At 66.9% G+C, this 14,415-nt stretch carries 14 protein-coding genes and 1 pseudogene; 9 read left to right on the top strand and 6 right to left on the bottom strand.

Features of this window, described 5'->3' with window-relative positions; all coding sequences use genetic code 11:
• Positions 1 to 37 precede the first annotated feature (37 nt).
• Both OCUBac02_RS20295 and OCUBac02_RS20300 read right to left on the bottom strand, forming a co-directional pair.
• Complete coding sequence (locus tag OCUBac02_RS20295; protein ID WP_052232088.1) at positions 38 to 877, bottom strand: transporter substrate-binding domain-containing protein; 840 nt, start codon at positions 875 to 877, stop codon at positions 38 to 40.
• Positions 878 to 942: 65 nt separating this feature from the next.
• A complete protein-coding gene (locus OCUBac02_RS20300) occupies positions 943 to 2,091 on the bottom strand; it encodes a pyridoxal-phosphate dependent enzyme (protein WP_173048176.1) in 1,149 nt (382 codons plus the stop codon).
• Positions 2,092 to 2,174: 83 nt separating this feature from the next.
• Here OCUBac02_RS20300 and OCUBac02_RS20305 point away from each other — a divergent pair, with 83 nt between their 5' ends.
• Positions 2,175 to 3,131 carry a LysR substrate-binding domain-containing protein gene (locus OCUBac02_RS20305; RefSeq protein ID WP_173048178.1) on the top strand — a complete coding sequence of 319 codons (957 nt, stop codon included), beginning with the start codon at positions 2,175 to 2,177 and terminating at the stop codon, positions 3,129 to 3,131.
• Between the two features lie 71 nt (positions 3,132 to 3,202).
• On the opposite strand, the pseudogene OCUBac02_RS20310 reads toward OCUBac02_RS20305, so the two are convergent.
• Both OCUBac02_RS20310 and OCUBac02_RS20315 read right to left on the bottom strand, forming a co-directional pair.
• Positions 3,203 to 3,328 (bottom strand): annotated as a pseudogene (locus tag OCUBac02_RS20310) (IS3 family transposase); the annotation flags it as partial.
• Positions 3,329 to 3,726: 398 nt separating this feature from the next.
• Positions 3,727 to 4,266 (bottom strand): MarR family winged helix-turn-helix transcriptional regulator, encoded by a 540-nt coding sequence (locus OCUBac02_RS20315; protein ID WP_052232086.1) that lies wholly within the window; start codon positions 4,264 to 4,266, stop codon positions 3,727 to 3,729.
• Positions 4,267 to 4,544: 278 nt separating this feature from the next.
• On the opposite strand from OCUBac02_RS20315, the gene OCUBac02_RS20320 reads away from it, so the two are divergent.
• From OCUBac02_RS20320 to OCUBac02_RS20355, 8 genes are all read left to right on the top strand, one after another.
• Positions 4,545 to 5,570 (top strand): ABC transporter substrate-binding protein, encoded by a 1,026-nt coding sequence (locus OCUBac02_RS20320; protein ID WP_047576312.1) that lies wholly within the window; start codon positions 4,545 to 4,547, stop codon positions 5,568 to 5,570.
• A 30-nt stretch (positions 5,571 to 5,600) separates the two neighbouring features.
• Positions 5,601 to 6,680, top strand: a complete 1,080-nt coding sequence (locus OCUBac02_RS20325) for an ABC transporter ATP-binding protein (RefSeq protein WP_173048180.1) — start codon at positions 5,601 to 5,603, stop codon at positions 6,678 to 6,680.
• A complete protein-coding gene (locus OCUBac02_RS20330) occupies positions 6,677 to 7,528 on the top strand; it encodes an ABC transporter permease (protein ID WP_173048182.1) in 852 nt (283 codons plus the stop codon). Before OCUBac02_RS20325 ends, OCUBac02_RS20330 begins: the two co-directional genes overlap by 4 nt.
• A complete protein-coding gene (locus OCUBac02_RS20335; RefSeq protein WP_244639000.1) occupies positions 7,525 to 8,322 on the top strand; it encodes an ABC transporter permease in 798 nt (265 codons plus the stop codon). Before OCUBac02_RS20330 ends, OCUBac02_RS20335 begins: the two co-directional genes overlap by 4 nt.
• Positions 8,323 to 8,503: 181 nt before the next feature.
• Positions 8,504 to 9,337 (top strand): polysaccharide deacetylase family protein, encoded by an 834-nt coding sequence (locus tag OCUBac02_RS20340; protein WP_173048184.1) that lies wholly within the window; start codon positions 8,504 to 8,506, stop codon positions 9,335 to 9,337.
• Positions 9,334 to 10,095: an SDR family NAD(P)-dependent oxidoreductase gene (locus OCUBac02_RS20345; protein WP_173048186.1), complete on the top strand. Its 762-nt coding sequence runs from the start codon at positions 9,334 to 9,336 to the stop codon at positions 10,093 to 10,095. Before OCUBac02_RS20340 ends, OCUBac02_RS20345 begins: the two co-directional genes overlap by 4 nt.
• Before the next feature lie 19 nt (positions 10,096 to 10,114).
• On the top strand, positions 10,115 to 10,867 hold the full coding sequence (locus OCUBac02_RS20350; RefSeq protein WP_173048188.1) for an SDR family NAD(P)-dependent oxidoreductase: 753 nt from the start codon (positions 10,115 to 10,117) through the stop codon (positions 10,865 to 10,867).
• An 8-nt stretch (positions 10,868 to 10,875) separates the two neighbouring features.
• Positions 10,876 to 12,255, top strand: a complete 1,380-nt coding sequence (locus OCUBac02_RS20355; protein WP_173048190.1) for an amidase — start codon at positions 10,876 to 10,878, stop codon at positions 12,253 to 12,255.
• Here OCUBac02_RS20355 and OCUBac02_RS20360 read toward each other — a convergent pair.
• Together OCUBac02_RS20360 and OCUBac02_RS20365 are read right to left on the bottom strand one after the other, a co-directional pair.
• Positions 12,252 to 12,899, bottom strand: coding sequence for an alpha/beta hydrolase family protein (locus OCUBac02_RS20360; RefSeq protein ID WP_173048192.1), 648 nt, complete (start codon positions 12,897 to 12,899; stop codon positions 12,252 to 12,254). The genes OCUBac02_RS20355 and OCUBac02_RS20360 overlap by 4 nt on opposite strands.
• Positions 12,900 to 12,922: 23 nt before the next feature.
• Positions 12,923 to 14,392: a protein adenylyltransferase SelO gene (locus OCUBac02_RS20365; protein WP_173048194.1), complete on the bottom strand. Its 1,470-nt coding sequence runs from the start codon at positions 14,390 to 14,392 to the stop codon at positions 12,923 to 12,925.
• Between the last annotated feature and the right edge of the window lie 23 nt (positions 14,393 to 14,415).

Consider the following 14,415-nt stretch of genomic DNA (forward strand, 5'->3'; position numbering starts at 1 on the left):
GTGCGATGCGCGAACCCCGGCCAGACGGTCTCATGCCTCAGCGTGCAGTCGGCTTCGGCTTGGTGAAGGCATCGACGTAGAAGGGCCGGATCTCCTCGGGGATCCACTTCGCGATCCACTTCGCGTAAAGGCCCTCCGCCTTCATCCGGTCCAGGGAGGCATCGACATAGGCCAGCCATTCGGCGTCGTTCTTGCGCACGCCGACGGCGGCATCCGACACCGCAAAGGATTCGCCGACCAGTCGCAGGGTCGGGTCCTTGGCGGCGATCACGACCAGTGTGGCGGCATCATGCGTATAGGCATCGCCGCGGCCCTGCTTCAGCGCCTGCAGCGAGTCCGAGGCGGTGTTGAGCCGCAGGCTCTCGACCTTCGGCATGTTGTCTTCGAACCACTTCGCCTGGGTCGAGCCCTTCAGCATGATCACGGTCTTGCCGGCGACGTCGTCGAGCTTCTTGATCGGGCTGTCCTTGGCGACGAGAATGTCCGAGCCGCCCCAGCGATAGGGCTTGGAGAAATCGACCACGCGGGCGCGCTCCGGCGTGATACCGAGCGTCGCGATCAGTATGTCGACCTTCTTGCCGTTGAGCTGCGGGATGCGGTTCTCAGCGGTCACGCAGGTCAGCTCAATCTTGTCGGCCGAACCGAAGGCCCAGGTCGCAATCTGGATCGCCATGTCGGTCTCGACGCCGGCGAACTTACCGGTTTCGTCTTTGTAGCCATAGGGCGGCTGGTCGCAGCGCACCCCGGCCTTGAGCAGCCCCGCGGATTTGATGGCTTCCGGCAGGGGCGGCATGGTTTGGGCCTGCGCGGTGCCGGCCAGGCCGCCAATGGCGAGAGCGGCGAGCGCCGTCAGGCTGCGTGAAAGGATTCTGGTCATTCCGTTTTCCCTCTGTTGGACCTTGGCGGTCAGTTGAATGCGGTTTGTCACCGGTCGGCGCCGCCTTACCGAACGGGAGGCGAGCCTCCCGTGGACGCTTTCGTCTCAGCGCGGCTGTAGCGGTCCGGATCGTTGCGCCCGGAGCCGGTCAGGACGATCACGGCATGCCGCCCGGCGAGGTGGCCGTCCTGAGCCAGCCGTCGCAGTGCCGCGAGCGCGGAGGACGCGGAGACCTCGGCATGTAGTCCGGTGGCGGCGAGCCGCCGCTGCGCATCGCGTGCCGTCGCGTCGGGCACCGCGATCGCAGTCCCGCCGCTGGCCTGCAAGGCGGCGAACGCCTGCCAGGTGACGGTGCTGCCGGCGATCGAGAACTGGTCCGTTTCGCCCGAAAAGCTCTCTCGATAATCGGCTCCCGCCAAAACGCGCTCCAGCCGCGGAAACGGCTCCGCCCCCACGAGCCTCGGTATCGCACCGAGCTCGGCGAACCCCAGATGCAGCCCCGAAAGCAGATCGCCGCGGGCGCACGGCACGACGACGACATCTGGCATTCCCGGCGCAGCGATCTCCGCGGCCAGCGTCTTGTAGCCTTCAATGCCGAACGGGTTCGTGCCGATCGCGGGGACGCGGTAGTTGGTGGCAGCGAAAGCGCCCTCGGTGACGCGTCGCGCCACGTGGGCCCAGCGCTCCAGGCTGTTGTCGAAGCAGGCGAGCGTCGCGCCGTGAGCAGTCATCGCATCGCGATAATGAGCCGGCAGCGCGCGGGTCGTGGCGATCTCCGCCTTCAGCCCGTGGAGCGCGGCATAGGCCGCAACCGCTAGGCCGCCATTGCCGCTGGAGGCGGCCGCGATCTCGCGGAAGCCCAGCCTGCTGGCATGAGCCAGCAATTGAGCGGCCATCCTATCCTTGTGGGAGCCGGTCGGATTGCACCATTCAAGCTTCGCCGAAAGACGGCCCACGCCGATTTCGTCCGCAAGACCTCGCAGGTCGACGAGCGGGGTTAGGTTCTCGCCGAGCGACGCGGCTTGGGCGTACGGCAGCCGGACACCGCCGGTTTCGCGGTCATAGATCAGCCGCAGATTGGAAGCGTGTCTTTCCGCTGCGCAACGCGGGCACCCCGCCTCGTATTCGTGCACAGGAAACGTCGTCGAGCACCGCAGGCATGCCATGCCGGTGGGCGATGCAGTCTCCGCAATGTTCGAGCGAGAGGCGGCCATGCAGAAAAGTATTGAGCCGCGCCGCTATCTGGTCAAATCTCAATTTTTTGCTGTTCTATTCACTGTTGATATGAGAACATACAATGAATATGCGCCAAGTTGAGGCGTTCCGTACGGTGATGATGCGTGGCTCGATGACCGTCGCCGCACAGGAACTGCGTACCTCTCAGCCCAGCATCAGTCGTCTGATCGCGGAGTTGGAGGCGTCGATCGGCTTGTCCCTTTTCGAGCGCCGGGCCGGTCGCATCAGGCCGACGCCGGAAGGGCTGTCGTTCTATCGCGAGGTCGAGCGCAGTTTCGTAGGGCTGGAGAATCTGGCGCATGCGGCGCGCGACATCCGCGCGCTCGGCACCGGCCGTTTGCGGATCGCAGCGATGCCTGTGGTCGCGCTCGGCTTCATCCCCCGCTGCATCAAGCGCTTCAAAGACCAGTTCCCGAATGCGGCGATCTCGATCCAGATGGGAAACGACGCCACGGTCACGCGCTGGATGTCGACCTCGCACTGTGATGTCGGTTTCGTCGCAAACGTGATCGAACTGCCGATGGTCGAGCACGAGTTGCTCTACGCGATTCCGGGCATCTGCGTTCTGCCTCCAAGCCACCCCTTGGAGACGAAGACAGCGCTGACGCCCGAGGACCTCGCCGGCGAACCGTTCATTTCGCTATCGCTGGAGGACGGGGCCCGCGCCCGGGTCGACAGGGCCTTCGCGGATGCCGATGTGAGGCGCCACCATGTCCTTGAGACGCCATTCAGCGCAGCAATCTGTGCCCTTGTCGCGCAAGGACTTGGCGTCGGCATCTGCAACCCGATCGCCGCCGACGACTACCGCCATACGGGAATTGCAATCCGGCCGTTTGAGCCAGCGATCCCATTCTACGGTCACGCCATGTATCAGACCAGCCAGCGCGACGGCGTTCTACTCGATGGTTTCCTCACGATCGTCCGCGAGGAACTAAAGCGCTATGGCAAAGGTGACAGCGCGGAGAGGCCTGCTCCTCCTCTGAAGCGCTCGAACAGACCCCGGCATCGCTCGCGATAATATAAGTCAAGAACGAGCAGTGGGCACGGGCTTGAACCGCGCCGGGTTCCCCGGAGGCCATTTCGTTTGAGTCACGCCGCCATGGCTGGTTCGCTCAGCATGGCGGGGCAGCGCTCCTCGGCCTCGGCCGGCGGGATGTTGCCGATAGGCTCCAGCAGCCGGCGGTTGTTGTACCCGTCGACCCAGGTCAACGTGGCACGCGACCTTCGCCTGCTCCAGCTCACCCCGGAAGTACGTGCTGAGCGTCACGTCGCTCTTCGGCTGCTCACGCCCGACAACCTGCCACCCAAAGGGCTCAACAAATAACTCAAAGCTGTGATACAAAAGAATACAGAGCGAGCGTTCGCTTCCGTGATTCCATTGCGGTTTTCGCACTGAATGCCCGGCCCTCTCCTGGGCAGAACTCTTTCTTCTTAGCAGGAGAAAGAGTGTAATATTGACGAGGATTTGGCTGAGCTCGGCGCACATACCGAGCCATGCACGAAGATCCTGTTGATATCTGACCCCGCAGCTACCAGGGCGGGACTTCGCTGCAGCACGAAAGCTCCTCAGCCGTACACGGACTAGCCGAGCTTAGAGCGGCCTCCGGCTCCCGTCAGCGGCCGGCCAGCATCATCCTGCCGAGCGCGCCGGCCACCATTGCCTGCTCGGCCGGCGGCAGCATGGCGACGAGGCGCCGTTCGGTCTCGGCATGGTCGCGCATCGCCGGCTCGACCAGCAGGCGGCCCTTCTCCGTGAGCTCGACGATGACGCCGCGGCCGTCGGTCTCGTCGGCCATGCGGCGGACGTGGCCCGCCTTCTCCAGGCGTCGCAGCAGGTTCGAGAGGCCACCGGAGGTCAGGATCAGCGTGTCGAGCAGGGCCTTGGGCGACATTCGGTAAGGCGCGCCCTGCACGCGCAGCGTCGCCAGCACCGCGAAGCTCGGATATTTGAGCCTGTGCCGCGCAAGCGTCCGGTTGATCGCGGCCTGGAACACCTCGTTGAGATGGAGCAACCGACCGACGATCGCCTTGCCCGAACAATCGACATCCGGGAATTCGCGTCGCCAGCGCTGCATGCCGGCGCCGACGCGGTCGGTCTGCCAGAGCGCGTCGGGCGTTTCGAAGGTCAGGTTTCGCGCGGCCTCGTTGCGCATTCACATCCTCCAGGGCAGCCCTTTCCGACCACGCCGCAGCGCGCGATGCAAGCGGGCGCCACTCCGTCGCGCCGCCAGAATATCTTTCATTTATCTTTCTTGAAAGATAATTCGAGCCATGTCATGCTCCCTTCCGGCCGATGGGAGGGGAATTCCGTCGACCAGGGAAAAGCCGCGCCGACAGCGGCGCGCCTTAAGAGCCTCAACAAAACCCGAAGGGGTTTCGACGCCGGGGTTTTGTTAGAGGCTCCAAGGCCAACAGACGGGGACCAGCAACCATGCGCCAGATGTATCGTCATGCGACCGCCGCCGCCTTGCTCGGCGCCGCCTTCGCCTCCACCGCCCAGGCCGAGGAGCTCGTCGTGGGCTCCTTCGGCGGCTCCTTCGCCGAGAACGTCAAGGCCTGCCATGTCGCCGCCTTCGAGAAGGCGACGGGCGCGACGGTTTCCCTGAAGCTCGGCAATTCCTCGCAGTTCGCCGCGGCTTTGCGCGCCACCGCCGGCAAGCCGGACATGGACATCGTCTATATCGACAACTCGCTGGCGGCGCAGACCGCCAACGAAAAGCTCAACGAGAAGATCGACCGCGCGAAGCTGAAGAATGCCGCGGACGTGATCCCGACCGCCTGGGGCAAGGACGACAACTATGTCGTCGCGATGGTGAGCGCGACGACGCTGGTCTACAATCCCAAGCTGGTGAAGACACCGCCGACCTCCTGGCTCGATATCGCCGACCCGGCCTATGCCGGCAAATACGCGATCGGCGACATCAGCGGCACCTCCGGCCTGCAGTTCCTGCTGGCGCTGAACAAGCTCAAGGGCGGCACGCTCGAGAATATCGACCCGGGCATCGAGGCGATCAAGCCGCTCGCGAAGGGCTCGGCCGTGCTCTACACCCAGGCCGACCAGCTCCTCTCCCTGTTCGAGCGCGGCGAGATCGCAATCGCGCCGTGGTATCCGGACCGCGCCGGCGTCGCCATGGACAAGGGCCTGTCGCTCGCCGTCGCCTATCCGAAGGAAGGCGCGGTCGGCATCCTGCCGGCTGTCGTCCTGCCCAAGGGTTCGACCAAGACCGAGCTCGCCTACAAGTTCCTCGATCAGGTGCTCTCGGCCGAGGGCCAGGGCTGCTTCTCCGAGCGGGCCTATATCGGCGCGGTCAACACCAAGGTGAAGCTCTCGGACAAGCTCAAGGGCATCGTGCCGAACGGCGAGAGCCTGGAGAAGGCCTGGTTCATCGATCCCGAGGTGATCGCCAGGAACAGCGCGACCTGGACGCGCCGCTGGCAGCGCGAAGTCGCCCGCTGACCCCGCAGCGACGCCGGGAGAGGACGGGCAATGGGCTCGCTGACCTTCGAAGGGCTGGGCAAGTCCTATGGCGAGGTGGAAGTCGTCAGGGACGTCTCCCTGACGATCGCCGAGGGCGAGTTCGTCTCGCTGCTCGGCCCTTCCGGCTGCGGCAAGACCACGATCCTGCGCATGGTCGCAGGGCTCGTGGAACCAAGCCGCGGGCGTATCCTGATCGGTAGTGACGACGTCACCGCCCTGCCCCCGAACAAGCGGGGCTTGGGCCTCGTCTTCCAGTCCTATGCCCTGTTCCCGCATATGACCGTGTTCGAAAACGTCGCCTTCGGCCTGCGCCGCCGCAAGGTCGCCGGCGCCGAGCTCGACAAGCGCGTCAAGGAAGCACTCGGCATGGTCCGGCTCGCGGCCTTCGGCGAGCGCTATCCGCGCCAGCTCTCCGGCGGCCAGCAGCAGCGCGTCGCCATCGCGCGGGCGCTCGCGCCGCATCCGCGCGTGCTGCTCTTCGACGAGCCGCTCTCCAATCTCGATGCGCAGCTGCGCGACGAGATGCAGATCGAACTGAAGCGCCTGCAGCGCAATCTCGGCATCACCACGCTCTTCGTCACCCATGACCAGGGCGAGGCGCTGTCGATGTCCGACCGCGTCGGTGTCATGGCCAAAGGCGTGATGCAGCAATTCGCGGCGCCTGAAGACATCTATCACCGCCCGGCAACCGGCTTCGTCGCGAGCTTCATCGGCAAGCCGAATCGGCTCGCCGGCTCCGTCGCGGTGCGGGAGGGAGCCGGCGGGCGCCTCGCTGTCGATGGTGTGGAGATCCCGGCCGCGCGCATCGACCAGCCGGCTGGCGCCAAGGTCGATGTTGTGATCCGGCAGGAAGCCGTCGCGATCCGCAGCGGAGCGCCGCAGGCCGGCGAAATCGCGGGCGCGATCGTCCTGCGCTCCTTCAGCGGCGCGCGCGTGCAATATGTCGTAAGGCTGGCGGAAGGCATCGAGATCGTCGCCGAGACCGCCTCGCACGGAGCGGAAGCCGCCCTCGCCATCGGCGCGCCGGTCGCGCTCTCGATCGACCCCGCCGCCGTCTTCGCGATGCCGCCGGAAGGCGCCACGCCATGATGTCGCGGCGGCACGGGCTCCTGCTGATCGCGCCGCTGCTCCTGGTGCTGGCGGGGTTCTTCCTCGTGCCGGTGCTGATGCTGCTGCCGACGAGCTTCGGCGTCTACGAGCCCGGCGCCGGCCTGGTCAAAGGCGCCTGGTCGCTGAAGAACTACAGCCAGATCGTCACCGACGATTATTATCGCGAAGTGATCTGGCGCACGCTGGGCCTCGGCCTCTCGGTGACGCTGATCTGCCTGCTGCTGGCCTATCCGCTCGCCTATCTGATCGCGCGCGGGCCGGAGCGCTGGCGCGTGCCGCTGATCCTGCTCGTCATCTTCCCGATGCTGCTGAACCTCGTGGTGCGCTCCTTCGGCTGGATCGCGCTGCTCGCCAATCGCGGTCTGATCAACAACCTGCTGATGCAGCTCGGCCTGACGGCCGCACCGGTGAAGCTGCTGTTCAACTTCGCCGGGCTCTTCATCGGGCTCACCCATATCTACCTGCCCTTCATGGTGCTGATGCTGGTCGCGGCGATCCGCAACGTGCCGCGCGACGTCGAATCCGCCGCCGCGACGCTCGGCTCCAGCCGCGCTCATGTCTTCATGGCGGTGACGCTGCCCCTGTCGGCGCCCGGCATCCTCGCCGGCTCGATCCTCGTCTTCGTGCTGACGATCAGCGCGCTGGTGACGCCGCGCATGCTGGGCGGGCCGACCTACCAGCTGATGGCGACGCTGATCTACGACGAATACATGCAGCTTCTCGACTGGCCGAGCGGCTCGGCGCTCTCCTTCGCGCTGACCTTCATGGCGGTGGCGATCATCTGGCTGTCGAGCCGGCTGACCAGGCGCTGGGCGGGCATGGCATGAGCGACATGAGCGAGAACCGTCCCGGCTGGGGACTGACCGCCACGGCGTTCACGGTCGTCGCCTTCCTGCAATTGCCGGTGATCGTCGTCGTGCTCGCGGCGTTCTCGACAACCTCCTATCTCACCATTCCGCCGCAGGGGCTGACGCTCGCCTGGTTCGGCAAGGTGCTGAGCGATCCGACCTATCTCTCCGCCATCCGCATGAGCCTGATCCTGGCCTGCGGCTCGACAATCATATCGCTCGTGCTCGGCGTCGCCGCCGCCTATGCGCTGTTCCGCAAGGTTCTGCCGGGCTCGGAGGCAGTGACATCCTTCCTGATGGCGCCGCTGGTGATGCCGGCCGTGGTCGTCGGCGTCGCGCTCCTGCAGTTCTACAGCATGACCGGCCTGCGCGGCTCTCTCGTCGGGCTCCTGCTCGCGCATGTCGTCATCACCGTGCCCTATGTCGTGCGCTCGGCGCTGGCGAGCCTGTCGGGTCTCGACCTCGCCGTCGAGGAAGCCGCGCGGGTGCTCGGCGCCAGCGGCTTCGAGGCCTTCCGCCTCGTCACGCTGCCCTTGATCGCGCCGGGGCTGGTCGCCGGCGCGCTGTTCTCCTTCATCACCTCGCTCGACAACGTGCCGGTCACGATCTTCCTGATCAGCGCCAGCCAGACGACCCTGCCGGTGCTGATCTTCTCCTCGGTCGAGATGGGGATCGACCCCAGCGTCGCCGCCGTCTCGACCCTGCTCATCCTCGCCACCGGCATCGTGCTCCTCCTCGCCGAGCGCCGCTTCGGCTTCCACCGCTTCGTGTGATGGCGATGAATCTATCACATCCTCACTCTCTGCGGCCGACCCGTCATGGTCGGGCTTGTCCCGACCATCCACTCCTTCCTCCGCCGAACGCGGCGTTCAAGACGTGGATGCTCGCCACAAGGGCGAGCATGACGAGCAGGTCCCCGGGACATCTCATCCCATCTTCATCGGACATCGCCACATGCCGCTGACCTCCAGGGGTTTCCCGCTCTTCCTCACCTTCGATCTCGATGCCGAGACGATGTGGACCGGCCGCGACCCGTCCTATGCCAATCGCCCGATCCTGATGTCGCAGGGCGCCTATGGCTGGAAAGTCGGCACCGGCCGCGTGCTCGACCTGCTCGACCGTTACGGCATCAAGGCGACCTTCTTCGTGCCGGGGCTGATCATCGACCAGCGCGAAGGGCTGATGGAGGAGATCCTGAAGCGCGGCCACGAAATCGCGCATCACAGCTACAGCCATACCTGGATCCTGAACCTCTCGCCGGAAGAGGAGCGCGAGGAGATGGAGAAGGGTTTCCAGTCGATCAAGCGCGTCAGCGGTCGCGCGCCGCGCGGCTGGCGTTCGCCGGCGGCCGAGATCAGCCCGATCACCATGCCGATGCTGGTCGAATACGGCTTCGACTATTCCTCGAATTTCTTCGACGACGACTCGCCCTATCTCCACTCGGTCGAGGGCCAGGAAACCAGGATCGTCGAGCTGCCCTTCCGCTGGGTGCTCGATGACGCGCCCTTCTTCCAGTACTCGATCGTGCTGCCCGGCCGCACCATGCAGGCGCCCTCCGCCCTGCTCGAAGCCTGGAAGGGCGAGTTCGACGTGCTCTACGCCGAGGACCGGATGATGATGGTCGGCATGCATCCCGAGATGATCGGCCAGCCCTCGCGCATCAAGGCGCTGGAAGGCCTGATCGAGCACGCGCTGAAACATCCCAATGTCTGGATCGGCCGTTGCGACGAGATGGTCGACGATATGCGGCCGGGCCTGGAAAAGGCGCGCGCGGAGGCGAAGCGGTGAGCGGCGCGCTTGCCGGCCGGCGCATCCTGATCACCGGCGCCGCCAAAGGCATCGGGCTCGCGACGGTCGAGCGCTTCATCCTGGAGGGCGCGCGCGTCGCCGCGCTCGACCGCGATGTCGAGGCGCTGGCGGCACTGGCCGGGCGCTTCGGTGCGAACACGTTCGTACCCTTCAGGACCGATGTTTCCGATCCGGCTTCCGTCGGGACGGCCGTGTCCAATGCCGCCACCGCGCTCGGCGGGCTCGACGGCGTCGTCAACTCGGCCGGCATCGACCTGATCGCCGATATCGAGCGCATGGCACTGGCCGACTGGAACCGCGTCATCGCCGTCAACCTGACCGGCCCGATGCTGGTGGCGCAGGCGGCCTATGCGCATCTCCGGGCTGCGGGCGGCGGTACGATCGTCAATGTCTCATCCGGCGCCGGTCTCTCGCCATTGAAGCACCGCACCGCCTATTGCGCTTCCAAGGCCGGCCTGCAGATGGCGGCCAAGGCGCTGGCCATGGAAGCGGCGGAGTTCGGCATCCGCGTCAACACGGTCTGCCCCGGCGCGGTCGAGACGGAGCTGTTTCGCACCAGCATCGACACGGCGCCCGATCCGGTCGCCGCCTATGAGGCGGTGCGCGCCCGCTATGCGCTTCAGCGCGTCGCATCGCCGGACGAGATCGCAGCGGCGATCCTGTGGCTGACCAGCGCGGAATCCTCCTATGTCACCGGCACCGCCATCGCCGTCGATGGCGGCCGGACCTTCCACTAGCGAAACGCAGGGGCCGGCCATGACGAGCGCACGCTTCACGGCCAGGACCGTCGCCATCACCGGCGCCGCCCATGGCATCGGCGCGGCCACGGCGCGCCGCTTCCTCGACGAGGGCGCCAGGGTCGCCGTGATCGACCGCGAGGCCGACGATTTCGCGGAGAGCTTCGCCGACCAGCCGACCGATCGTCTGCTGACCATCGCCGGCGACTGCACCGATGCGGCCGTGCTCGCCGATTTCCATGCTCGCACCGTCGCGGCCTTCGGCCCTGTCGATATCCTCTTCAACAATGTCGGCCAGAGCGGTCGCGAGCGCGCAGCGCAGTTCCATGAATCGGCCGAAGAGGTCTGGCGCTTCGTGCTGGAGGTCTCGCTGTTCACGGCGATGCGGATGAGCCGGCTCGTCGTGCCGGCAATGCGCGAGCGTGGCGGCCGGATCATCAACATGTCGAGCGATGCGGCCCTCGTCGGCGATGCCGGCCTCACAGACTATGCCGCCGCCAAGATGGGCATCATCGGCTTCACCCGCTCGCTTGCCCGCGAGCTGGCGCCGCATCGTGTCACGGTCAACGCGGTCGCGCCCGGCGCCATCCGCACCCGCGCCCATGACCGGCTGACGCCGGCCGTGATCGAACGCATCAAGGCGACGACGCCGGCCGGCTTCATCGCCGAGCCCGAGGATGTCGCCGGTTGCGTCGCCTTCCTCGCCAGCGAGGACGCCCGCTACGTCACCGGCCAGACGCTGCTGATCGATGGCGGCCGCTGGATGATCTGAGGACAGCCATGACCGATATCGCCGATCTCTCCGCCGTCGATCTCGCCGCCGCGATCCGCACGAAAACGATCTCGCCGGTCGAGGCGGTCGCGGCCGCGCTCGCCCGCATCCAGGAGAAGGCCGCGCTCAACGCCTTTATGGCGGTCTGTGCCGAGCGAGCCCACGCCGAAGCCGAGGCCGCTGAGGCCCAAGTGATGCGCGGAGAGTCGCTCGGCGCGCTCCACGGCATCCCGTTCTCGGTCAAGGACCTGACCAATACCGAGGGCGTCGCGACGACGCAGGGCTCGGCCCTGTTCGCGGACAACGTCCCGCAAGCAGATGCGGTCGCGGTCGCGCGCGCACGCGCTGCCGGCGCGATCCTGATCGGCAAGACCACCACGCCGGAATTCGGCCACAAGCCCTTCACCGAAGGCCCGTTCTTCGGCCGCACGCTCAATCCGGCGAGCCACGACCATACCTGCGGCGGCTCCTCTGGCGGCGCGGCGGTCGCGGTCGCGGCCGGCATGGGGCAGCTCGCGCTGGGCACGGATGGCGGCGGCTCGATCCGCATTCCGGCTGCCTGCTGCGGCGTCGTAGGCCTGAAGGCGACGCTGGGAGCGATCCCGAACCTGCAGGCGCCGGATCTCTTCGGCGCCAATTCCTTCGTCGGGCCGATGGCGCGCGATGTCGCGGACACCGCGCTGATGTTCGAGACGCTGGCCGGTCCCGACCGGCGCGATCCTTACGGGCAGGCACCCGCCTTCCCGGAACGCCGGCTCGGCGCAAGCGAGAAGCCGCGCATCGGCTTCCTCCTGCGCTGCGGCAATATCCTCGATCCCGAGGTCGAGATGGCGGTCGTTGCGGCGATGAAACAGGCGGAGGCACTCGGCTGGATCGTCGAGCCGATCGAGCTCGACCTGGTTTCGCTGGAGCCGCATTTCCTCGTCTTCCTGCGCTCGCTGCTGCTGGCCCGGCTCGGGAGCCATGCCGGGAGATCACCGGAGAAGCTCGATCCGAGCCTGCTCGCCACGATCGAGGCCGGGCGCGGCTACAGCGCCGCCGATCTCTGCCAGGCCCAGTTCGCGCGGACGGATTGCTTCGCCAAGGTTCAGGACATCCTGGCGCGCTTCGACCTGATCGCCTCGCCGACCCTGTCGGCGCCGGCCTTGCCGGTCGGGCTCGACCCGCTGGGCGAGATCGAGATCGCGGGCCAACCGGCCGGGACGATCCGCGGCGCCTGGTATCCCTACACCTTCCCGTTCAACCTGACCGGCCATCCGGCCTTGTCGATGCCATGCGGCCGAAACCCAGCGGGACTGCCGATCGGGCTCCAGCTCGTCGCCGGCTGGCATGCCGATCGCTATCTTCTCGATGTCGCGGCGCGCTTGCAGAGCGCCCTCGCCGGTTAAGGATCGGCCCCGCTCTGCCTGAGCCGCCCGGCCCAGGCGACAGTCGCCGCGGCCATGGTGGCGAGATGGTCGGTGGTCGAGAAGCCGGATATCCGCTTCCGCGGCTTCAGATCATGGTCGCCGTCCTCCAGCCAGAGGATATCGATCGCCGGTGAAAGCGCATAGGCCGAGACTTCCTCTCGCGTGCCGAACGCGTCCCGCGTTCCCTGCACTATGAGCGTCGGGGTCTTCAGGTCAGCGAGATGCACGGTGCGCAACTGCCCGGGCTTTCCGGGCGGATGGAAGGGATAGCCCAGGCATAGCAGGCCGCCGATCCGGCCGCTTTCGAAGAGCGCGTCAGCCACCATGCTGGCGACGCGGCCGCCCATCGACTTGCCGCCGATGATGAGCGTTCCCGAAGCGCCCAGCGCGTCGATGGCGGTGAGATATTGCGGGTTCAGCTTCTCGGCGCGCGGCGGCGGCGGGCGCGAGGTTCCGCTGCGCCGCGCCGCCATGTAGTCGAACTCGAAGCGGGCGACGCGAAAGCCTGCCCCGGCCAGTGCTTTCGCGGCCGCCGTCATCGCAGACGAATCCATCGGGGCTCCGGCGCCGTGCGCGAGCAGGATCGTCACATCGGCGTCGTCGGGGCCATCGAACAGAAACATCACGCCGTCCCGCCTTCAGCCGGTCAGGTCCCGCAGAACGTCGCCAGGACGCGCTCATGCACGGCCGGTGGACGTTCATAATCTTCACGGCCCGGCTGCGCCTCGAAAGGCCTCGCCAGGACAGCGACGAGGGCTTCGAAGGGAGCGAAATCGTCGCGTTCGACCGCGGCCTCGATCACGGCCTCGACCTGATGGTTGCGCGGAATGTAGAGTGGATTGACCCGCAGCATCGCATCCCGGCGCGCCTCGGCCGAGGCCGTCTCACGCTGCAGGCGCTGGCGCCAACGACCCTCCCAGGCGTCGAAAGCGGCTGGGTCCTTGAAGAGGCTGCGACAGGATTCCGCGACATCCTGCCCGGCCGCTTCGCTGAGGCGCCGGAAGACCAGCGTGAAATCGGCTTCGCCGGCCTGCATTGCATCGAGCAGGCCCTTGATTAGCGCGACATCCTCCTCTTCCGCCATGGCGAGGCCGAGCTTGCGGCGGAAGCCCGCGATCAGATGCCCCTGGAACTGCGGATCGAACCGGTCGAGGGCCGCTTGCGCGATCGGCACGGCCTTGTCGATGTCCTCGTCCAGCAACGGCAGCAGCGTCTCGGCGAAGCGGGTGAGGTTCCAGCGGGCGATCGGTGGCTGGTTGGCATAGGCGTAGCGGCCATGCTCGTCGATCGAGCTGAACACGGTCGTCGGATGATAGGCGTCCATGAACGCGCAGGGGCCGTAATCGATGGTTTCGCCGGCGATCGACATGTTGTCCGTGTTCATCACGCCGTGGATGAAGCCGATCGTCATCCACTGCGCGACGAGCGCGGCCTGCGCGGCGACCACCGCCTCGAGCAAGGCGAGATAACGACCCTCGCCGGCGCATGCCGGGTAATGGCGCGCAATGACATGGTCGGCGAGCAGGCGCAGAGCCTCGACATCGCCGCGGACGGCGAAATACTGGAAGGTGCCGATCCGGATATGGCTGGAGGCGACGCGGGTCAGGATGGCGCCCGGCAGCAGGGTCTCGCGCCGTACGGGTTCGCCGGTCAGGACAGCGGCGAGCGAGCGCGTCGTCGGGACGCCCAGCGCCGCCATCGCCTCGCTGACGATATATTCCCGCAGCACCGGCCCGAGCGCGGCGCGGCCATCGCCCCGGCGCGAGAACGGGGTCGGCCCCGCGCCCTTGAGTTGGAGATCATGGCGTCTGCCGTCGCGGCCAGCCACTTCACCGAGCAGGATCGCGCGGCCGTCGCCGAGCTGAGGGCTGAAGCCGCCGAACTGGTGGCCGGCATAGGCTGTCGCGATCGACGCCGCCCCGTCCGGCAGACGATTGCCGGACAACGTCGCCACGCCCTCCGGCCCCTTGAGCCAGTCGGGGTCGAGCCCGAGCTCCGCTGCGAGCGGCACGTTCAGCCGGATCAGCCGCGGCGCCGCAACCGGCGTCGGGGCGACCACCGCGTAGAAGCGCTGCGGCAGGCGCGCATAGGAATTGTCGAAGGCGATCGGGTTCATCGCTGGAAGATAAGCGCGGAACA

Origin of the sequence: Bosea sp. ANAM02 (genome assembly GCF_011764485.1) — a bacterium.
Classification (GTDB): domain Bacteria; phylum Pseudomonadota; class Alphaproteobacteria; order Rhizobiales; family Beijerinckiaceae; genus Allobosea.

Coding starts and splice junctions, on each gene's coding strand:
- OCUBac02_RS20350 (WP_173048188.1), top strand. CDS start 10,115: ATGACGAGCGCACGCTTCACGGCCAGGACCGTCGCCATCACCGGCGCC.
- OCUBac02_RS20300 (WP_173048176.1), bottom strand. CDS start 2,091: ATGGCCGCCTCTCGCTCGAACATTGCGGAGACTGCATCGCCCACCGGC.
- OCUBac02_RS20305 (WP_173048178.1), top strand. CDS start 2,175: ATGAATATGCGCCAAGTTGAGGCGTTCCGTACGGTGATGATGCGTGGC.
- OCUBac02_RS20335 (WP_244639000.1), top strand. CDS start 7,525: ATGAGCGACATGAGCGAGAACCGTCCCGGCTGGGGACTGACCGCCACG.
- OCUBac02_RS20330 (WP_173048182.1), top strand. CDS start 6,677: ATGATGTCGCGGCGGCACGGGCTCCTGCTGATCGCGCCGCTGCTCCTG.
- OCUBac02_RS20315 (WP_052232086.1), bottom strand. CDS start 4,266: ATGCGCAACGAGGCCGCGCGAAACCTGACCTTCGAAACGCCCGACGCG.
- OCUBac02_RS20295 (WP_052232088.1), bottom strand. CDS start 877: ATGACCAGAATCCTTTCACGCAGCCTGACGGCGCTCGCCGCTCTCGCC.
- OCUBac02_RS20365 (WP_173048194.1), bottom strand. CDS start 14,392: ATGAACCCGATCGCCTTCGACAATTCCTATGCGCGCCTGCCGCAGCGC.
- OCUBac02_RS20325 (WP_173048180.1), top strand. CDS start 5,601: ATGGGCTCGCTGACCTTCGAAGGGCTGGGCAAGTCCTATGGCGAGGTG.
- OCUBac02_RS20360 (WP_173048192.1), bottom strand. CDS start 12,899: ATGTTTCTGTTCGATGGCCCCGACGACGCCGATGTGACGATCCTGCTC.
- OCUBac02_RS20355 (WP_173048190.1), top strand. CDS start 10,876: ATGACCGATATCGCCGATCTCTCCGCCGTCGATCTCGCCGCCGCGATC.
- OCUBac02_RS20320 (WP_047576312.1), top strand. CDS start 4,545: ATGCGCCAGATGTATCGTCATGCGACCGCCGCCGCCTTGCTCGGCGCC.
- OCUBac02_RS20340 (WP_173048184.1), top strand. CDS start 8,504: ATGCCGCTGACCTCCAGGGGTTTCCCGCTCTTCCTCACCTTCGATCTC.